Source organism: Actinomycetospora sp. 2LY8.5 (assembly GCF_057180585.1).
On sequence record NZ_JBXUHE010000012.1, the window covers coordinates 90027 to 107202 of the forward strand.

At 75.0% G+C, this 17176-nt stretch carries 18 protein-coding genes; 11 read left to right on the forward strand and 7 right to left on the reverse strand.

Annotated features, from left to right (window positions below; all coding sequences use genetic code 11):
• Positions 1–54: 54 nt before the first annotated feature.
• The 6 genes from AC2A1K_RS16065 to AC2A1K_RS16090 all read left to right on the forward strand — a co-directional run bounded on the left by AC2A1K_RS16065 (position 55) and on the right by AC2A1K_RS16090 (position 7273).
• Positions 55–1236 (forward strand): amidohydrolase family protein, encoded by a 1182-nt coding sequence (locus tag AC2A1K_RS16065; RefSeq protein ID WP_483897303.1) that lies wholly within the window; start codon positions 55–57, stop codon positions 1234–1236.
• Entirely contained in the window at positions 1233–2549 is a 1317-nt protein-coding gene (locus AC2A1K_RS16070; RefSeq protein ID WP_483897304.1) for a M20 metallopeptidase family protein, read from the forward strand. The genes AC2A1K_RS16065 and AC2A1K_RS16070 overlap by 4 nt, the downstream gene beginning before the upstream one ends.
• A gap of 50 nt (positions 2550–2599) precedes the next feature.
• Positions 2600–3187, forward strand: coding sequence for a class I SAM-dependent methyltransferase (locus AC2A1K_RS16075; protein ID WP_483897305.1), 588 nt, complete (start codon positions 2600–2602; stop codon positions 3185–3187).
• A gap of 112 nt (positions 3188–3299) precedes the next feature.
• Positions 3300–5288 (forward strand): 1-deoxy-D-xylulose-5-phosphate synthase, encoded by a 1989-nt coding sequence (gene dxs / locus AC2A1K_RS16080; protein WP_483897306.1) that lies wholly within the window; start codon positions 3300–3302, stop codon positions 5286–5288.
• A 91-nt stretch (positions 5289–5379) separates the two neighbouring features.
• Positions 5380–6051, forward strand: coding sequence for a response regulator transcription factor (locus tag AC2A1K_RS16085; RefSeq protein WP_483897307.1), 672 nt, complete (start codon positions 5380–5382; stop codon positions 6049–6051).
• Between the two features lie 127 nt (positions 6052–6178).
• Positions 6179–7273: a sensor histidine kinase gene (locus tag AC2A1K_RS16090; RefSeq protein WP_483897351.1), complete on the forward strand. Its 1095-nt coding sequence runs from the start codon at positions 6179–6181 to the stop codon at positions 7271–7273.
• On the opposite strand, the gene AC2A1K_RS16095 is transcribed toward AC2A1K_RS16090, so the two are convergent.
• The 3 genes from AC2A1K_RS16095 to AC2A1K_RS16105 form a co-directional block, all read right to left on the reverse strand.
• On the reverse strand, positions 7261–8541 hold the full coding sequence (locus tag AC2A1K_RS16095; RefSeq protein WP_483897308.1) for an HRDC domain-containing protein: 1281 nt from the start codon (positions 8539–8541) through the stop codon (positions 7261–7263). The genes AC2A1K_RS16090 and AC2A1K_RS16095 overlap by 13 nt on opposite strands.
• A 194-nt stretch (positions 8542–8735) precedes the next feature.
• A complete protein-coding gene (locus tag AC2A1K_RS16100; RefSeq protein WP_116706142.1) occupies positions 8736–9431 on the reverse strand; it encodes a response regulator in 696 nt (231 codons plus the stop codon).
• Positions 9432–9898: 467 nt separating this feature from the next.
• Positions 9899–10504: a DUF3000 domain-containing protein gene (locus AC2A1K_RS16105; RefSeq protein WP_483897309.1), complete on the reverse strand. Its 606-nt coding sequence runs from the start codon at positions 10502–10504 to the stop codon at positions 9899–9901.
• 199 nt (positions 10505–10703) lie between these two features.
• Here AC2A1K_RS16105 and hemE point away from each other — a divergent pair, with 199 nt between their 5' ends.
• The 4 genes from hemE (at position 10704) to AC2A1K_RS16125 (ending at position 14400) form a co-directional block, all read left to right on the forward strand.
• Positions 10704–11807, forward strand: a complete 1104-nt coding sequence (hemE, locus tag AC2A1K_RS16110) for a uroporphyrinogen decarboxylase (RefSeq protein WP_483897310.1) — start codon at positions 10704–10706, stop codon at positions 11805–11807.
• Positions 11804–13252, forward strand: a complete 1449-nt coding sequence (gene hemG, locus AC2A1K_RS16115; RefSeq protein ID WP_483897311.1) for a protoporphyrinogen oxidase — start codon at positions 11804–11806, stop codon at positions 13250–13252. Before hemE ends, hemG begins: the two co-directional genes overlap by 4 nt.
• Before the next feature lie 58 nt (positions 13253–13310).
• Positions 13311–14003 carry a hydrogen peroxide-dependent heme synthase gene (gene hemQ / locus AC2A1K_RS16120; protein ID WP_483897312.1) on the forward strand — a complete coding sequence of 231 codons (693 nt, stop codon included), beginning with the start codon at positions 13311–13313 and terminating at the stop codon, positions 14001–14003.
• A gap of 82 nt (positions 14004–14085) precedes the next feature.
• Positions 14086–14400, forward strand: coding sequence for a hypothetical protein (locus AC2A1K_RS16125; RefSeq protein ID WP_483897313.1), 315 nt, complete (start codon positions 14086–14088; stop codon positions 14398–14400).
• 17 nt (positions 14401–14417) lie between these two features.
• On the opposite strand, the gene AC2A1K_RS16130 is transcribed toward AC2A1K_RS16125, so the two are convergent.
• The 4 genes from AC2A1K_RS16130 to AC2A1K_RS16145 all read right to left on the reverse strand — a co-directional run bounded on the left by AC2A1K_RS16130 (position 14418) and on the right by AC2A1K_RS16145 (position 16636).
• Complete coding sequence (locus AC2A1K_RS16130; RefSeq protein WP_337699624.1) at positions 14418–14843, reverse strand: PH domain-containing protein; 426 nt, start codon at positions 14841–14843, stop codon at positions 14418–14420.
• 168 nt (positions 14844–15011) lie between these two features.
• Complete coding sequence (locus AC2A1K_RS16135; RefSeq protein ID WP_483897314.1) at positions 15012–15767, reverse strand: class I SAM-dependent methyltransferase; 756 nt, start codon at positions 15765–15767, stop codon at positions 15012–15014.
• Positions 15768–15823: 56 nt separating this feature from the next.
• Positions 15824–16249: a peptide-methionine (R)-S-oxide reductase MsrB gene (gene msrB, locus AC2A1K_RS16140; protein ID WP_483897315.1), complete on the reverse strand. Its 426-nt coding sequence runs from the start codon at positions 16247–16249 to the stop codon at positions 15824–15826.
• Positions 16250–16288: 39 nt separating this feature from the next.
• Positions 16289–16636, reverse strand: coding sequence for a hypothetical protein (locus tag AC2A1K_RS16145; protein WP_483897316.1), 348 nt, complete (start codon positions 16634–16636; stop codon positions 16289–16291).
• A gap of 48 nt (positions 16637–16684) precedes the next feature.
• Here AC2A1K_RS16145 and AC2A1K_RS16150 point away from each other — a divergent pair, with 48 nt between their 5' ends.
• The gene (locus tag AC2A1K_RS16150; RefSeq protein WP_483897317.1) at positions 16685–17170 is read left to right on the forward strand and encodes a MarR family winged helix-turn-helix transcriptional regulator; all 486 of its coding nucleotides are present in this window, start codon (positions 16685–16687) and stop codon (positions 17168–17170) included.
• The last annotated feature ends 6 nt before the right edge of the window (positions 17171–17176 follow it).

Sequence of the window (17176 nt, forward strand, 5' to 3'; positions counted from 1 at the left end):
GGCTCCGGTACGAAGGACGAGGCAGTGTCCAGGGGACCGTCGAGGGGGCCCGGGGTGATCGGGAGCCTGGTCAGCGCAGGACTGGTGCCGGCGGGGCCCGTGAGCTTCCTCGACGGTGTCCGGCTCGTCGACCACCACTGCCACAGCGTGGTCGCCGGCCCGCTCGACCGCCCCGGGTTCGAGGCCCTGCTCACCGAGGGTCCCGGCCCGGCCGCGGGCACGAGCAGCTTCGACTCCGCGCTCGGGTTCTCGGTGCGCCGCTGGTGCGCGCCCGCGCTCGACCTGCCCGCCCACACCGCCCCCGACGACTACCTGGCGCGGCGCGCGGAGCTCGGCACCGACGAGGTCAACCGCCGGTTCCTCGGCGGCGCCGGGGTCGGCGCGGTGTTCGTCGACCACGGCTTCGCCGCCGACGGCCTGCTGCCCCCCGCGATGCTGGGCGCCACGGCCGGCGCCTCGGTCGGGGAGGTGGTGCGCCTCGAGGCCGTCGCGGAGGCGGTCGCCGACGCCGGGGTGGGCGCCGCCGACTACGGCGACGCGCTGGTGGAGGCCGTCGCGGTGCGCACCGCCGACGGGCGCCACCCGCTGCCCGTGGCCACCAAGAGCGTGCTCGCCTACCGGGCGGGGCTGGACGTCGACCCGTCGCGTCCGGAGCCCGCGGACGTGCGCCGCGCGGCCGACGGGTGGCTGCGCCGCCGGGCGGAGACCGGCGAGCCGCTGCGCGACCCGGTGCTGCTGCGCCACGGGCTGTGGGCCGGGATCGACACCGGGCTGCCGCTGCAGCTGCACACCGGCTTCGGCGACGCCGACGAGGACCTGCACCGGGCCAACCCGGCCCTGCTCGTGGGGCTCGCGCGCCTGGTCGAGCCGCTGGGCGTGCCGCTGATGCTGCTGCACTGCTACCCGTACCACCGGGAGGCGGCGTGGCTCGCGCAGGTGTTCGCGGTGGTGCACGTCGACGTCGGCCTCGCCGTGCCCTACGTCGGCCCGCGGGCGGCCACGGTCGTCGCCGAGGTCCTCGAGCTCGCGCCCTACGGCAAGGTCCTCTACTCCTCGGACGCCTTCGGGCTGCCGGAGCTGCACCTGCTGGGGGCGCTGCGCTTCCGGTCGTCGCTGGGTGGTCTGCTGGAGCACCTCTGCGCGACCGACGAGCTCGCGCCCGCCGACGCCGAACGGGTGGCCACGATGATCGGGACCGACAACGCACGCCGGATCTACGGTCGGATGCCGGCGTGAGCCGTACCGGATCCGGGGGCACCGTGCCCGCCGACCCGCCGGCTGTCGCGCCCGCCCTGCGGGCGGCCCTCGAGTCCGAGCTCGACGACGCCGTGGCGCTGCGGCACGCCCTGCACCGCGACCCCCGGGTCTCGGGCGACGAGGCCGACAGCCGCGACCTGGTGCTGGCCGCACTGGCCGATCTGGGCACTCCCGAGCTGATCGCCGGCACCGGCGCGATGCTGCGCCTCGGCGCGCCCCCGGACCGCGGGCGGCCCGCGGTCGCCGTGCGCGCCGAGCTCGACGCGCTGCCCGTGGTCGAGCGCACGGGCCTGCCGTTCAGCGCCACCGGCCCCGCCGCGCACGTCTGCGGCCACGACGTGCACATCGCCGCGTTGGTGGCCGTCGCGCGGGCCCTGGCGCGGGCCGGCACCGAGCTCGCGACGGCCCCGCTGCTCGCCGTCTTCCAGCCCCGCGAGGAGAAGGCGCCCTCGGGCGCGACCGACGTCGCCGGGGACCCGCGGTTCGCCGCCCACGAGGTCGGCGCGATGCTCGGCGTGCACGTCCAGCCCGAGCTGCCCCGGGGCACCGTGTCGGTACGGGGCGGGCCGGTGAACGCGTCGGCGGACGAGATCGAGATCGAGGTGCACGGCCGCGGCGGGCACGGCGGCTACCCGCACCGCACGCGCGATCCCGTGCTGGCGCTGGCGCAGATCGTCGCGGGCGTGCACCACATCGTAAGCCGCCGCGTCGACCCGATGACCGCGGGCGTGATCACGCTCGGGCAGCTGGAGGCCGGGTCGGCGCCCAACGTCGTCCCCGAGACGGCCACGGCGCGCGGCACGGTCCGCGCGCTCGACGCCTCCCGCGACGAGCTGCTCGCCGCCCTGCGCGAGGTCGTCGAGGGCACCGCCGAGGCCTACGGCTGCTCGGCGACGCTGACGGTGGTGCCCAACGAGCCCGCGGTGGTCAACGACGAGGCGCTGGCGCGCACGGTCGCGCGGTCGCTGGGGTCGCGCCGGGCCGAGGACCCCGTGGACGCCGTCGACGGGGACGCCGAACCCGGTGTGGGGGGCCTCGTGCTCGACACCACGTTCCGATCCTGCGGCGCCGACGACTTCTCCCACTACGGTGAGGTCCTGCCGTCGCTGATGCTGTTCGTCGGCACCGCCGCCGCCGGCACCACCCCCGGCGCCGGCCCGGGGCTGCACCACCCGGAGTTCTCGCCCGACGACGCCATGGTCGGCGAGGTCGCCCGGGCCCTGCTCGCCGCCGTGACCGCCGCGGGCGCCGCGCTGGCTACCGCACCGGTCGGCGCGGCCCCACGCGGGTAGCACCCCGCCCCCACCCCGAGATCGCCACACCCCGGAGCCGACGAGTCACCGTGACCGAGATCCAGGCGTTCGCCCGCGAGTTCCTGCGCGACCCCCTCCACGTCGCCGCCCTGTTCCCCAGCTTGGCCCCGCTCTGCCGCCAGGCCGCCGCGCCGCTGCCCGAGACCGGCGACCCGGTGGTGCTCGACCTCGGCGCCGGCACCGGCCAGGTCACCGATGTCATCCAGGCGCGCCTCGGCGGCCGGGGCCGCCACATCGCCGTCGAGTTCAACCCGCGGATGGCCGAGGTGCTCGCCGAGCGCCACCCCAAGGTCGAGGTGATCTGCGACGACGCCCACGCCGTCGTCGACCGCCTGATCGCCGAGGGCGTGCGCACCGACCTCGCGGTGTCCGGCCTGCCCTGGCTCGCGACCGCGCCGCGCCACGGCCGTTCGATCTTCGAGCCCCTCGCGCGGCTGTCGGCCCCGGGCGGTGCCGTGACGCAGCTCGCCCACGCCTGGATCCGGTTCTTCCCGGATGCCCGGAAGGTGCAGCGCAACCTCGAGGCCACCTTCGAGGAGGTCGTGGTCACGCGCACCGTGCTCGCGAACATCCCGCCGGCCGTCGTCTACGTGGCGCGGCGGCCCCGGATTCGGTGAGCGACCGGTGAGCATCCGGTGAGCCGTCCGCTGGTGCGCGCGGACTGCGACCCCGGCGCGCGTCCGTAGACTGGCCTGCTGAACCGATCCGCCGGTCGAGCCGAGGTGACCCGTGACGTTGCTGGATCGTGTCCGCACTCCCGCGGAACTGCGTGGCCTCGACACGGACGAGGTCGTGGCCCTCGCCGCGGAGATCCGTGCGTTCCTCGTGGACAAGGTGTGCCGCACGGGCGGGCACCTGGGACCGAACCTCGGCGTGGTCGAGCTGACGCTCGCGCTGCACCGGGTGTTCGACTCGCCGCGCGACGCGCTGATCTTCGACACCGGCCACCAGAGCTACGTGCACAAGATCCTCACGGGCCGCGCCGGCGACTTCGACGGGCTGCGCCAGGGCGGCGGCCTGTCGGGCTACCCGAGCCGCACCGAGAGCGAGCACGACCTCGTCGAGAACTCCCACGCCTCGACCGCCCTGTCGTGGGCCGACGGGCTCGCCAAGGCCGACGCGCTGACCGGGCGCGACCGCGCGGTCGTCGCGGTGGTCGGCGACGGCGCCCTCACCGGGGGCATGTGCTGGGAGGCGCTGAACAACATCGCCGCCGCCCCGGACCGACCGGTGGTCATCGTGGTCAACGACAACGGCCGCTCGTACTCGCCGACGATCGGTGGGCTCTCGCGCAAGCTGACGTCCCTGCGGCTGCTCCCGCGCTACGAGCAGGTGCTCGAGACCGGCAAACGCGCGGTCCAGCGCGTCCCGGTCGTGGGCTCCACGCTGTACTCGGCGCTGCACGCGGCCAAGGCCGGCGTGAAGGACGCGTTGAGCCCGCAGCCGCTGTTCGCCGACCTCGGGCTGAAGTACCTCGGCCCGGTCGACGGTCACGACGTCGAGTCGGTGGAGCACGCCCTGGCGGTCGCCCGCGACTTCGACGGGCCGGTCGTGGTGCATGCGGTCACCGCCAAGGGCCGCGGGTTCGGGCCCGCCGAGGCCGACGAGGCCGACCTCATGCACTCGCCCGGGCCGCTCGACCCGGAGACCGGGGAGCCGGTCGGACCCAAGCCCCGCGACTGGACCGCCGTGTTCACCGAGTCGATGCTCGAGCTCGGCCGGGAGCGCTCCGACGTCGTGGCGATCACCGCGGCGATGCCGGGCCCGACCGGGCTCGCGAAGTTCGGCGAGGCCTACCCGGAGCGGCTGTTCGACGTCGGCATCGCCGAGCAGCACGCGATGACCTCGGCCGCGGGCCTCGCCGCGGGCGGGCTGCACCCCGTCGTCGCGATCTACTCGACGTTCCTCAACCGCGCGTTCGACCAGCTGCTCATGGACGTCGCGCTGCACCGCGCGCCGGTGACGGTCGCGCTCGACCGCGCCGGGGTCACCGGCAGCGACGGCGCGAGCCACAACGGCATGTGGGACCTGTCGATCCTCGGGATCGTGCCGGGCCTGCGGGTGGCGGCGCCGCGGGACGCGGTGACCCTGCGGGAGGAGCTGCGCGAGGCCGTCGGGATCGGCGACGGCCCGACGGCGCTGCGCTGGTCCAAGGGCGCGGTCCCCGCGTCGGTGCCCGCGATCCGGACGCTCGGCCCCGCCGACGGGCCGGGGCGTGTCGACGTCCTCGCCGAGCCCCGGCGGCCCTCGCGAGCGGCGCCGCGCCCCACCGCCGTGGAGCGCCTGCCGGACGCGGCGCTGCCCGACGTCCCGGACGTGCTGCTCGTGTGCGTGGGCGCGTTCGGCGAGCTCGGGGTGCAGGCCGCGGAGCGCCTGACCGCGCAGGGGATCGGGGTCACGGTGGTCGACCCGCGCTGGGTGCAGCCCGTCCCCGAGGCGCTGGCCACGCTCGCCGGGGAGCACCGGCTCGTCGTCACCGTCGAGGACGGTGGCCGCCACGGCGGCGTGGGCTCGGCGCTCGCCGAGGTGCTCTCGGCCGCCGGCGTCGACGTCCCCGTGCGGTGCCTCGGGCTCGACCAGGAGTTCCTCGCGCACGCCTCGCGGGGCCAGGTGCTCGCCGCGGCCGGACTCACCGACGCCGACGTCGCCCGGCGGATCACCGAGTGGGTCTCGGGGCGCGAGACGCTCACCGTCCCGGACGCGGATCTCGCACGCTGACGTCTCGTCGCGGCTGGCGCATCTCCCGGGCGCGACCAGCGAGCCTTCCTTCTCAGCGACCCCTCAGGTGACCTGTGGCACCGTGGAGGACGTGCGAGTACTGATCGTGGAGGACGAGCAGGCCCTGGCCGACGCGCTGGCGCGAGGGCTGCGCCGCGAGGGGATGGCCGTCGACGTCGCCTACGACGGCGCCGAGGGCAGCGAGAAGGTCGGGGTGACGCGCTACGACGTCGTCGTCCTCGACCGTGACCTTCCCGGACGGTCCGGCGACGATCTGTGCGCCGAGATCGTCGGCGGGGTCACCCGCGTCATCATGCTCACGGCGAGCGGCACGCTCCGCGACAAGGTGGAAGGGCTCGCCCTCGGCGCGGACGACTACCTGCCGAAGCCGTTCGACTTCCCCGAGCTCGTCGCCCGCGTGCGCGCCCTCGGCCGGCGCGCCACGCCCGCGGTGCCGCCGGTGCTGCGCTCCGGTGACGTCGTGCTCGATCCCGCCAAGCGCACGGTCACCCGCCGCGAGACCACCCTCGAGCTCACCCGCAAGGAGTTCGGAGTGCTCGAGGTGCTGATGGCCGCCGGTGGCGCCGTCGTCAGCTCCGAGGAACTGCTCGAGCGGGTCTGGGACGAGAACGCCGACCCGTTCACCACCACGGTGCGCGTGACGGTCATGACGCTGCGCAAGAAGCTCGGCGAGCCGGGCGTCATCGACACCGTCGTGGGCTCCGGCTACCGCGTGCCGGCGGCGACACCCGCCACCGTCTAGGAACCGGGTCCGGATCGCCCCCGACCCTTCACGGGGTCCTGCGGCGTGCCCCGTAGCGTCCTCGCTCGTGACCTCCGCCGGATCGACAGCGCTGCGCCGCGGCCCGGGGCTCCGCGTCCGGCTGACGATGCTCGCCACCGGGCTCGTCGCCCTGGTCGCGGTGCTGCTCGTCTGGCTCGGCTGGGTCCTGGTCGGCGAGGTCGCCGCCGGGGTCCCGCAGCTGCCGCCCGACACCCCGGTGATCGTCGACGGCGTGCGCGTGCCGGCCGGGCAGCTCGCGGACGCGCTGACGAGGTCGGCCCGCGTCGAGGTGCTGCGGCTCGGGTCGGTGGCGTTCGCCATGGTCGTCGTCGCCGCCGCGATCGTGTCCTGGGTGCTGGTGCGGCGCGTCCTGCGCCCGCTGCACGACGTCACGGCGACGGCGCGGCGCCTCTCCGCGGAGTCGCTCGACGCGCGTATCGGCGTCACCGGCCCCCGCGACGAGGTGGCCGAGCTGGCCGCGACCTTCGACGCCATGCTCGACCGGCTGCAGGCGGCGTTCGACGCCCAGCGTCGCTTCGTCGCCAACGCCAGCCACGAGCTGCGCACGCCCCTGGCCGTGCTGCGCACCGAGGTCGACGTGACGCTCGCCGACCCCGACGCGGACGTCGCCGAGCTGCGGCGCATGGGCGAGGTGCTGCGCGACGCCACGCGCCGCGCCGAGGACCTCGTCGCCGGGCTCCTGCTGCTCGCCCGCACCGAGGCGGCCGACTCGGTCTCCGCCGACCCCGTCGACCTCGCCGAGACCGTGCCCGGCGCGCTGGACGCCGTCCGCGCCGAGGCCCGCGACCGCGGCCTGACCGTGCGCACCGATCTTGCGAGCGCCGGGGTCGCCGGCGACGCCGCCCTGCTCGGGCGCGTGGCCGGCAACCTGCTCGAGAACGCGGTGCGCCACAACGTCGAGGGCGGCTGGCTCACCGTGCGCACCGGCGTCGAGAACGGGCACGCGGTGCTCTGGGTGGCCTCGTCGGGGCCGGTGGTCGCGCCCGCGACGGTCGCGGAGCTCTTCGAGCCGTTCCGCCGCGGGGCCGGGCGCACCGGCAACGGCACCGGGCTGGGCCTGTCGATCGTGCGGGCGGTCGCCCATGCCCACGGTGGCCGCGCGGTGGCCGAGCCCGTGGCGGGCGGCGGCCTGGCGGTCAGCGTGGTGCTGCCGAGCCGCCCGCCGGCTCAGGAGCCCTGAGGCTCGTCCTTCGTGGGCTCCGCCAGGAGCGCCTCGGCCAGCAGGGGCGCGGCGAGCTCGGCCTGCCACGGCCGGGCGCCGAGCGCGGTGAGCGTGGCGGCGGTGGTGGCCGCGTCGGCGGTCTCCGGGGGCGCCCAGCACAGGCGGCGCACGACGTCGGGCGTCACGAGGTTCTCGACCGGCGTTCCGGTGCGCTCCGAGAGCCCGGCGAGCGCGGTCCGGGCCGCGGCGAGTCGCGCGGCCGCGGCGGGGTCCTTGTCGCCCCACCGGTGGGCGGGCGGCGGTCCGTCGGGCGCCGGGGCGCTCGCCGGCCACCGGGCGCGCGGCATCGAGCGGGCGCGCTCGATCGCGGACCACCAGCGGTCGGCGAGGCGGCGCTGGGCGCGGCCCCGGAAGACGGGCATGGCGACCAGCTCGTCGCGGCGGCCGGGCTCGCGCAGCGCGGCGTCGACGATCGCGGCGTCCGGCAGGAGCCGGCCGGGGGCGATGTCGCGGGCCGCGGCGAGCTCGTCGCGCGACTCCCACATCTCGCGCACCACGGCCAGCGCGGCGGGACGCCGGACCTTGTGCAGGCCGGAGGTACGCCGCCACGGCTCGGCGCGCGGCGGCGGGGGCGGAGCGAGGCGCACGGCCTCGAACTCCTGCTGCGCCCAGTCGGCCTTGCCCTGGCGGTCGAGGTCCGCGGCCACCGTGTCGCGGAGCGCCACGAGCAGCTCGACGTCGAGGGCGGCGTACGTCAGCCACTCCGCGGGCAGCGGTCGGCGCGACCAGTCCGCGGCGCCGTGGCCCTTCTGCAGCCGCACGCCCAGCAGGTGCTCGGTGAGCGGGCCGAGCCCCACGCGCGGGTAGCCGACGAGGCGCCCGGCGAGCTCGGTGTCGAAGAGGGAACTGGGGCGCATGCCGACCTCGGCGAGGCACGCCAGGTCCTGGGAGGCGGCGTGCAGCACCCACTCGACGCCGCGCAGGGCCTCGCCGATCACGGTGAGGTCGCCGTCGCAGGCGATCGGGTCGACGAGGAAGGTGCCGGCGCCCTCGCGGCGCAGCTGCACCAGATAGGCGCGGGCGGAGTAGCGGTAGCCCGACGCCCGCTCGGCGTCGACCGCGACCGGACCGTGACCCGAGGCCAGCGCAGCGGCGGCGTCCGCCAGCGCTGCACGGTCCGCGACGAGTGGCGGCACGCCCTCGGCCGGCTCGAGCAGGTCGACGACCGTCGAGTCGAGCCCAGGATCGGCCTGCCCGCTCTGTGCGGGGTCCGTGTGTGCCGTCACGAAGGATGCAGTCTGCCGCGTGTCGCCCGCGTCTGCGGGAGATCCAGCGGAACTCGTGGGCGTGTCGTGACCCCCCAGGTTCCCGTCCGCGATCCGGTCACGGACCCCGCCGGCGCCTCCGGCGGGGTCCGTGGACCGCATGACCGCAGCCGACCGTCCACCGTCGGCGGTGGTCGACCTACGCGCTCTCGCGCTCAGCGGATGACGCCGGCCCGCATGGCCAGCGCGACCATCTGCGCACGGTCACCCGTGCCGAGCTTGCGCCCGATCCGGGAGAGGTGGCTCTTGACCGTCAGCGCCGAGAGGCTCAGCGCGTCGCCGATCTCCTTGTTGGAGCGGCCGTCGGCCACCAGCTGCAGCACCTCGACCTCGCGGGCCGAGAGCTCCCGCGGGGTGTTGTCGGTCGCCGGCACGCGGGTGCCCGCCGCGAGCAGGGGAGCGACGGACGGGTCGGCGTAGAGGCCACCCTCGAGGACCCGGCGCACGCCGTCGGTGACCACACCGGGCGACGCCGACTTGAGCAGGTAGGCCTGGGCGCCCGCCTGGAAGGCCGCACGGACCGCCGACGGGTCGTCGGAGGCCGCCAGCACCACGACACGGTTCCAGCCCTGGGCGCGGAGCTCCGCGATCAGGTCCAGGCCGCTGCCGTCCGGCAGTCCGAGGTCGAGGATCGCGAGATCGCACGGCCCGGAGGCCAGGGCCCGCGTGCGGGCCTCGGAGATCGAGGCCGCCTCGTGGACGGTGCCCGCGCCCATCGAGGAGAGCCGCTGCGCAATGGCTTCACGCAACAGCGGGTGGTCGTCGACCACCAGCACGGTGAACATCTCTTCCCGCGGATGCGGGACCATGGCCGGCGGCAGCAGTCCGCTCGCGACGCCGCGAAGGGCCATGCCTGGGCCCACGGTTGCCACGTCGAGTACCTCCTAGAAGTCGGTCTTGCCCCCCGACATTCCGCACCCGGGCCCCCGAACCATCGACCGCGCCGCCGATCGGACGAGGAAGTGCGTGCGAGAGAAGATATCCCCCCGGGCGAGTTAACGAGAGCATCAGGGCCAACTTCGCTCGGTGGAGTTTCGTGCGTTACGCGGTCGCGGTCACCCTTTGGAGTGGACAGACTCCACGAAATCGTCTCGCAGTAACACTCGGTGTAACTGTAACTACGGAGAGTGCCGAGTGGCGCCGACCGTCCCAGGGCGGCTGCAACCAACGCCCCAACGCCTACGCGTGACGGTCGCAGTGCGACCGGGCTGATCGGACGTCACCCTGAGCATCCCCGTGAATGCACAGGATGACCTGTGATGACCTGCGAGAAGTTCCGGAAAATTGCGACAGCGATACCGGTGGTACCGGGAGAATGTCAGCCGGAACGACCGGCGCGACGGGCACCGAGCGTCGTGACGCCCTCCGGCGGAAGTCCCGCCGCGATGGCGAGCACACCCGCGAACGCGTCCCCGTGGGCGGTCAGGATCTCCTCGGTCGGCGTCCAGGACGCGCGCAGCTCGAGATCGGTGGCGTGGGTCGGGCCACTGATGTCGCCGAAGCGGACCGAGGCGGTCTGGGTCACCGTGCCGCCCAGCGCCGTCCAGGCCGCCCCGGAGTCCTCGAGCGCGCCCGTGAGCCACGACCACGCGACCTCGGGGAGCATCGGGTCGCCCGCGTGCTCCGGGTCGAGCTCCGCGCGCACGAACGTCACCACGCGCAGCGTGCCGTCCCAGGCGTCCTGGCCCTCGGGGTCGTGCAGGAGCACCAGGCGCCCGGTGACCACGACCTCGGCGTCGTCGACCTCGCCCGTCCCGGGCGGCAGGGGGGTGGCCAGCACCTCGGCGCTCCAGGCGGCCGAGTAGGGCGCCAGGCGCTGCGGGGGTCGCATGGTGCGCAGCTCGATCTCCGCGCGCGTCTCGAGCTCGCTGAGGGAGTCCACCGCGCGCCGGAACGTCTCGGGGTGGGTGGTGGGCGCCGTCACCTCGATGACAGTAGGCCGAACGGGTTTGCCCGTGTACCTCCCACGCCGGAGTGCGGCCAGGTCGTGGCCTCGGGCAACGGCTCCCGCCGGTGGCGACGTCGCGACGAGCGAGGGCGTCCCGGGGCGCGTGGGAGGCAGGGAGGGTGACCCTCGCTCCGATCACGGTGACCGGCTGCGCCCGTGGGAGGATGGACCCACCATGAGCAGGGCGGCGGTCGTGAATGCAGGGGTCGTGACGACAGACATCACCACGGGGCGTCGGCACCTGCCCGACGCTCCCTTCCTCGTTGCCGCCCGCGGCGGACGCCCGTCGCGGCGCCCCGTGTGGTTCATGCGCCAGGCCGGGCGCTCGCTGCCCGAGTACCGGGCGGTCCGCAGGGACACCGGGATGCTCGATGCCTGCCTGACCCCGGACCTCGCCTGCGAGATCACCCTGCAGCCGGTGCGCCGCTACGGCGTCGACGCGGCGATCCTCTTCTCCGACATCGTCGTGCCGCTCAAGGCCGCGGGGGTGGGGGTCGACATCGTCGCCGGCACCGGGCCCGTCGTCGAGGAGCCCGTGCGGTCCGCCGCCGACGTGGCCGCCCTGCCGGTGCTCGACGCCGAGGGCGTGGCCCCGGTGGCCGAGGCGGTGCGTCTGCTCGTCCGCGAGCTCGGCGAGACGCCGCTCATCGGCTTCGCCGGCGCCCCGTTCACGCTCGCCTCGTACCTCGTCGAGGGCGGCCCCAGCCGCAACCACGAGCGCACCAAGGCGCTGATGCACGCCGAGCCGGACACCTGGCACGCGCTGTGCTCGGCCCTCGCCGACGCCACCCTGACGTTCCTGCGCGCCCAGGTCGCGGCCGGCGTCGACGCCGTCCAGCTCTTCGACTCCTGGGCCGGCGCCCTGTCCGAGCGCGACTACCGCGAGCTCGTGATGCCGCACTCCGCGCGGGTGCTCGCGGGCCTCGCCGACGCCGGCGTGCCGCGCATCCACTTCGGTGTCGGCACCGGCGAGCTGCTGGGCGCGATGGGCGAGGCGGGCGCCGACGTCGTCGGTGTCGACTGGCGGGTGCCGCTCGACGTGGCCGCGTGCCGGGTGCCGCGGGGCACGGCGCTGCAGGGCAACCTCGACCCGGCCCTGCTCTTCGCCGGCCCGGAGGTCGTCGAGCGCGAGGTCCGCCGTATCCTCGCCGAGGGCGCCAGCGCGCCGGGCCACGTGTTCAACCTCGGCCACGGCGTGCTGCCCGAGACCGACCCCGACGCGCTCGCCCGGGTGGTCGACCTGGTGCACGGCACCGACCCAGCGGCCGACTCCGCGTGACCCGCGTCCTCGTCGTCGGCGGCGGGGTGTCCGGACTCGCGGCGGCCCACCGTCTGCGCACGCTGCTCGGACCGGGCGCCGACGTCGTCGTCGTGGAGTCCGCCCGCGCGCTCGGCGGCAAGCTCGCGGCTCTCGAGATCGGCGGTCGCCGTGTCGACGTCGGCGCCGAGGCGTTCCTGGCCCGCCGTCCGGAGGCCGCCGAGCGGATCGTGGAGCTCGGCCTCGGTGACCAGCTCGTGCACCCCGGTCCGGCCGCCTCGTCGCTGCAGGTCGGCGGGCGCCGGGTCGGGCTGCCCCCGCGCACCGTGATGGGCGTGCCCGGCGACCCCGACGTCGCCGGCGACGCCCTCTCGCCCGCCGGGCTCGCCGCGCTGCGCGAGGACCGCCCGGGCCCGTGGGAGCCCGGCGGGGACGTCGCGGTGGGTGCGCTGGTGCGCGAGCGCCTGGGTGACGAGGTCGCCGACCGGCTGGTCGACCCCCTGCTCGGCGGCGTCTACGCCGGGCACGCCGACGGGCTGGGCCTGCGCGCGACCGTGCCGGCGCTCGCGAGCGCGCTCGACGCCGACCCCCGCTCGCTGCTCGCCGCCGCCCGTTCCTGCCTGCCCGTCCCGCCGGTCGAGGGCGCGCCTCCCGTGCCCGTGTTCGGCACGTTGCGCGGGAGCCTCGCCGACCTGCCCGCCACGCTCGCCCTGGCCGCCCGCGCCGAGGTGCGTCTCGGCCGCACGGTGACGGGCCTGGAGCGCACCCGGTCGGGCTGGCGCGCCACGCTGGGCGAGGGCGACCCGATCGACGCCGACGCCGTCGTGCTCGCCGTGCCCGCGCCGGCGCTGCGCCGCTTGCTCGCCGGCCACGCCCCGGACGCCGCACGTGCCGCGGGGGAGATCGAGCTCGCGTCCACCGCGCTCGTCGTCCTCGCCCTGCCCGCGGCCGCGGCGGCCCCGCTCGCCGGGCGGTCGGGGGTCCTCGTCGGCGCGGGGGAGCAGCGTCCGGACGGCCTGCCCTGGACGATCAAGGCGGCGACCTTCAGCTCCGAGAAGTGGCCCCACCTGGCTGCGTCCGACCCTGCCCACCCGGACCCCGACGACACCGCGGTGCTTCGCCTCTCCATCGGCCGTCACGGCGACGCGGGCGCGCTGCGCCGCGACGACGACGACCTGCTCAGCGCCGCGCGCAGCGACCTCGCCGCGCTCACCGGCATCGAGGAGGTCCCGGTGGAGAGCGCGGTGGTGCGCTGGCCGGGCGGGCTGCCCCAGTACGGCGTCGGGCACCTCGACCGCGTGGCGGCGATGGAGAGCGGCGTCGCCGCGCTGCCCGGGCTGGCGATCGCCGGCGCCACCTTGCACGGGGTCGGGGTACCGGCCTGCCTGGCCACCGCCGACGCCGCGGCCCACCGGGTCGCCGACCACCTCGCGGCGGCGTCGCAGCGCACCGAGGAGTCGCTGTAGCCCGTCGATGGGTCGAGCTCTCTGCGCTTCGTCTCCCGGCAGTGGCACGATGAAGGGCGTGGCCCGGCTGAACTACGACGAGCTGAACTCGACCATCCGCTACGCCATGTGGTCGGTGTTCCGCACCGACCCGGCGCGCCTCCCCGAGGACCGCGCGGCCCTCGGCGACGAGCTCGCCGGCGTGCTCGACCAGGCCGAGGGGAAGGGCGTCGCGGCGCGCGGGCTCTACGACCTCGCCGGCATGCGTGCGGACGCCGACTGGATGGTCTGGACCCACGCCCCGGACATCGAGTCGCTGCAGGCCACCTACACCGCCCTGCGCCGCACCGCGCTCGGCCGCGCGTCGACGCCGCACTGGTCGGCGACGGCGCTGCACCGCCCTGCGGAGTTCAACAAGAGCCACGTCCCGGCGTTCATCGCGGGGGAGGAGCCCAAGGGCTACCTGTGCCTCTACCCGTTCGTCCGTTCGCTGGACTGGTACCTGCTCCCCGACGAGGAGCGGCGCACCATGCTCGCCGACCACGGCAAGGCCGCCCGCGGCTATGCCGACGTCCGCGCCAACACGGTGCCCGCCTTCGCGCTCGGCGACTACGAGTGGATCCTCGCCTTCGAGTCCGACCAGCTCGACCGCATCGTCGACCTCATGCGCGACCTGCGTGCCACCGAGGCCCGGCGGCACGTACGCGAGGAGGTTCCGTTCTTCACCGGTCCGCGCGTCTCGCCGCAGCAGCTCGTCACCTCGTTGCCGTAACGGGGCTCCGCCTGGCGTATCGGACGAGCCGTACATCGATGAAGTAGTCGCTTCACGCAACGCGACATGACATATTCCGTGTGTGGCGACCGTCGGCTTCCTGCACGTGGCGGCCGAGCACGTCCGAGAGGCCCGCCGCCTGCTGGCGGACCACGCGCCGGGTGCCGTCGATGTCCACCTCGTCGACCGGACCCTGCTGCGGCCGGGCCCGGACATCGCCACCCGGGTGGCCGCCCGGGTGGGCGAGCTGGTCGGTCGTGACGTCGACGCGGTGATCTGCACCTGGCCGTACCTGACCGACCTCGTCGTGCGCGTCGCGCGCGAGCGTGGCATCACGGCCGTGGGCGTCGAGGAGCTCGTCGCTCCGTCCGGGGGAGTGCCCGCCCTCAGCCGGTGAGCCTCAGCCGGTGACGCTCAGTCGATGAGATGCCAGGTGATGAGGTCGTGGATCTCCGCGGCCTGCTCCTCGCCGCGGCAGGTGACCTCGTAGAACGTCCTCCCGACCTGGATCGCCACGGTGCGGGAGAAGATCGGCTCGTCCTCCGAGGAGACGTACGAGACCGTCGTGATCCGGCTGTAGGGCGCGGTGATCAGTGCCGCGCGGCCGCCGGGGAACGCGGTGTCGAGCAGGATCACGCGGCGGTTGGTGATGCCGCACAGCGCGATGCCGGCGCTCTCGCTGGCGTAGACGCCGTCGATCTGCTCCTCGGGCATGAGGCAGTCGCGGATGACGTCGTACTGGACCGTCTCGTCGAATCGCGGGAGACGGGCGGAGAGCGGGTGGGGACGGCGCGGATGATGGTTGTCCGGTGCGGTCCCGGGTCGGAGCGGGTGGCCCATCGACGGCATCGTCCTCTCTGCAACCTGTGGTGGGGGCGCGAGGCGGGCTGACCGTCTCCCGACGGTAGTGATCCTGCCGGTTCACGCCCGCCGCCGGTGGCGTCGGACACCGGTGTCGGTGCCGAAAACCTCGTGCCGGGCGTGCTGGTTGATCCGTACGGAGCAGCGTCAGGGCGAACTCGCGGGGGTCGCGCGGTACTCGAGAAGGAGGTGCTGGCCCCAGCGCGCCATCGACAGCGGCCGCACGGTCTCCGGGTGCGCGTCCGCCCACTCCCAGACCGCGCGCAGCTCGGCGTCGTGGTCGAACAGGTCGTCGAAGTAGACGAGCGTGCCGGGGCGAAGGTGCTCCTCGAGCCAGTCGAGGACCTCGCGCGTGCTCGAGTAGAGGTCGCAGTCGACGTTGACGACCAGCTCGTCGTGCGGCGGGAGCTCTCGGCCCGGGAGCGTGTCGGAGAACCAGCCGGGCACGATCTCCACCCGCTCGTCGTCGATCTCCGGGACGACCCCGGTGGCGAAGCTGCCCGCCGGGGCGTCGGCGTGCCAGTCGCCGGGCAGGCCGTCGAAGCTGTCGAAGCCGATCATCCGAGCGCCCGGCGCGGTGAGGTGCTCGCTCCACCAGCGCAGGGTCCGGCCCTCGTGCACGCCGAACTCGAGGTAGAGCGGCCGGGGCGAGCGCAGGCGCTCGACGATGTCGCCGAACACCGCGAACCGGTCGCCACGGTTGGGGACGTGCGCTTCCAGACCGCGGATCCAGCTGCCCTGCTCGAGCGCCCCGAGAGCGGTACGCAGGCCGGTCAGCTGCCGGGGCGAGAGCGCTCGCCCCGCCGCGACGAGCAGGCGACGGGGCTGGATCGGGGCGAGGCGGCGGGCGAGCTCCCGCATCACCCGTCGGGGGCGTTCGCGGGACGTCAGCACGGCAGTCATCGGCCGGAAAGCGTAACGAACCACCCAGGAACGAACACCCCCGGGTGAATTCGCCGTCAGCCGGAGGGCTCGAGGCGCAGGCTCACCGAGTTCATGCAGTAGCGCTGGTCGGTGGGCGTGCCGTAGCCCTCGCCGCTGAAGACGTGGCCGAGGTGCGAGTGGCAGGTCGCGCACAGGACCTCGACGCGGGTCATGCCCATCGAGCTGTCCTCGCGCAGGATCACGTTGTCGTCCTCGGACGGCGCGTAGAACGACGGCCACCCGCAATGGGAGGCGAACTTGGTCTCCGACCGGAAGAGCTCGGCGCCGCAGGCGCGGCAGGAGTACACGCCCTCGGTGAAGACCTCGTCGTACTCGCCGGTGAAGGGGCGCTCGGTCCCGGACTGGCGCAGTACCTGGTACTCCTCGGGCGTGAGCTGCTCGCGCCACTCCGCGTCGGACTTGCTGACCTTCGGGGTGCCGATCGAGGCGTCACTGCTCATGCGTCCAGGCTAATACGGTGTCGTCGCGGCGCGCTCGGCTCAGAAGGCCGTGCGCAGGACCACCTCGAGCACTTCGAAGATCACGAAACCGGTCCCGAGCAGCACGAGCGTCACGAGGACGATCGCCGCGAGGCGCCGGGCGCCGTCGGCTCGATTGGCGGAGTCGGCGAACTCCCGGACCCCGGCCAGCTGACCCTCGACGGTGAACGCCGCGGGGCCGACGTGCTCGATCCGGTCGAGATGCGCGGCGAAGGCACGCGCCTCGGGATCGTCCGGGTCGAGGCCGACGAGGTCGTCGGCGAACCGCCCGGGCGGGCCCGCGGGCTCGTCGGCCCCCGATCCCGATGTCCCGGGAACGCCCCCACCTGGGCCTTTCGACGCACTCATCACCCCACGGTAACGCGCATCACTTCCCGTCGGGCCTACCCTGGGCACATGAGCACGGACACTCCGGCGACCTCGGCGGCGCCGACGACGCTCGACGCCCAGCTGTGCTTCGCGCTCCATGACGCCTCGCGCGCGATCGCGGCGTCCTTCCGTCGTGGCCTCGCTCCCCTGGGGCTGACCTACAGCCAGTACGTCGTCCTGCTCGTGCTGTGGGAGAACGGACCGACGACGATGGGGCGGCTCTGCCGCGAGCTGCACCTCGACAGCGGCACGCTCTCGCCGCTGCTCCAGCGCCTCGAGGAGCGCGGCCGGGTCGACCGGCGCCGCCGCCCCGAGGACGAGCGCACCGTCGAGGTGTCCTGCACCCCCGAGGGCGACGCCCTGCGGGAGCCCGTGCTGGCGATCCAGCGCCGGGTCGCGGCCGAGACCGGCCTCGGCTCGGGGGACATCGACCGGCTGCGCGGCGAGCTCCAGGCGCTGGCCGACCGTCTGCGCACCGCCGACGAGAGCGGCGTCACCGGCGGCGACGAGTAGATTGCC

Coding starts and splice junctions, on each gene's coding strand:
- AC2A1K_RS16090 (WP_483897351.1), top strand. CDS start 6,179: ATGCTCGCCACCGGGCTCGTCGCCCTGGTCGCGGTGCTGCTCGTCTGG.
- AC2A1K_RS16100 (WP_116706142.1), bottom strand. CDS start 9,431: ATGGCCCTTCGCGGCGTCGCGAGCGGACTGCTGCCGCCGGCCATGGTC.
- hemE (WP_483897310.1), top strand. CDS start 10,704: ATGAGCAGGGCGGCGGTCGTGAATGCAGGGGTCGTGACGACAGACATC.
- AC2A1K_RS16130 (WP_337699624.1), bottom strand. CDS start 14,843: ATGGGCCACCCGCTCCGACCCGGGACCGCACCGGACAACCATCATCCG.
- AC2A1K_RS16135 (WP_483897314.1), bottom strand. CDS start 15,767: ATGACTGCCGTGCTGACGTCCCGCGAACGCCCCCGACGGGTGATGCGG.
- msrB (WP_483897315.1), bottom strand. CDS start 16,249: ATGAGCAGTGACGCCTCGATCGGCACCCCGAAGGTCAGCAAGTCCGAC.
- AC2A1K_RS16145 (WP_483897316.1), bottom strand. CDS start 16,636: ATGAGTGCGTCGAAAGGCCCAGGTGGGGGCGTTCCCGGGACATCGGGA.
- AC2A1K_RS16150 (WP_483897317.1), top strand. CDS start 16,685: ATGAGCACGGACACTCCGGCGACCTCGGCGGCGCCGACGACGCTCGAC.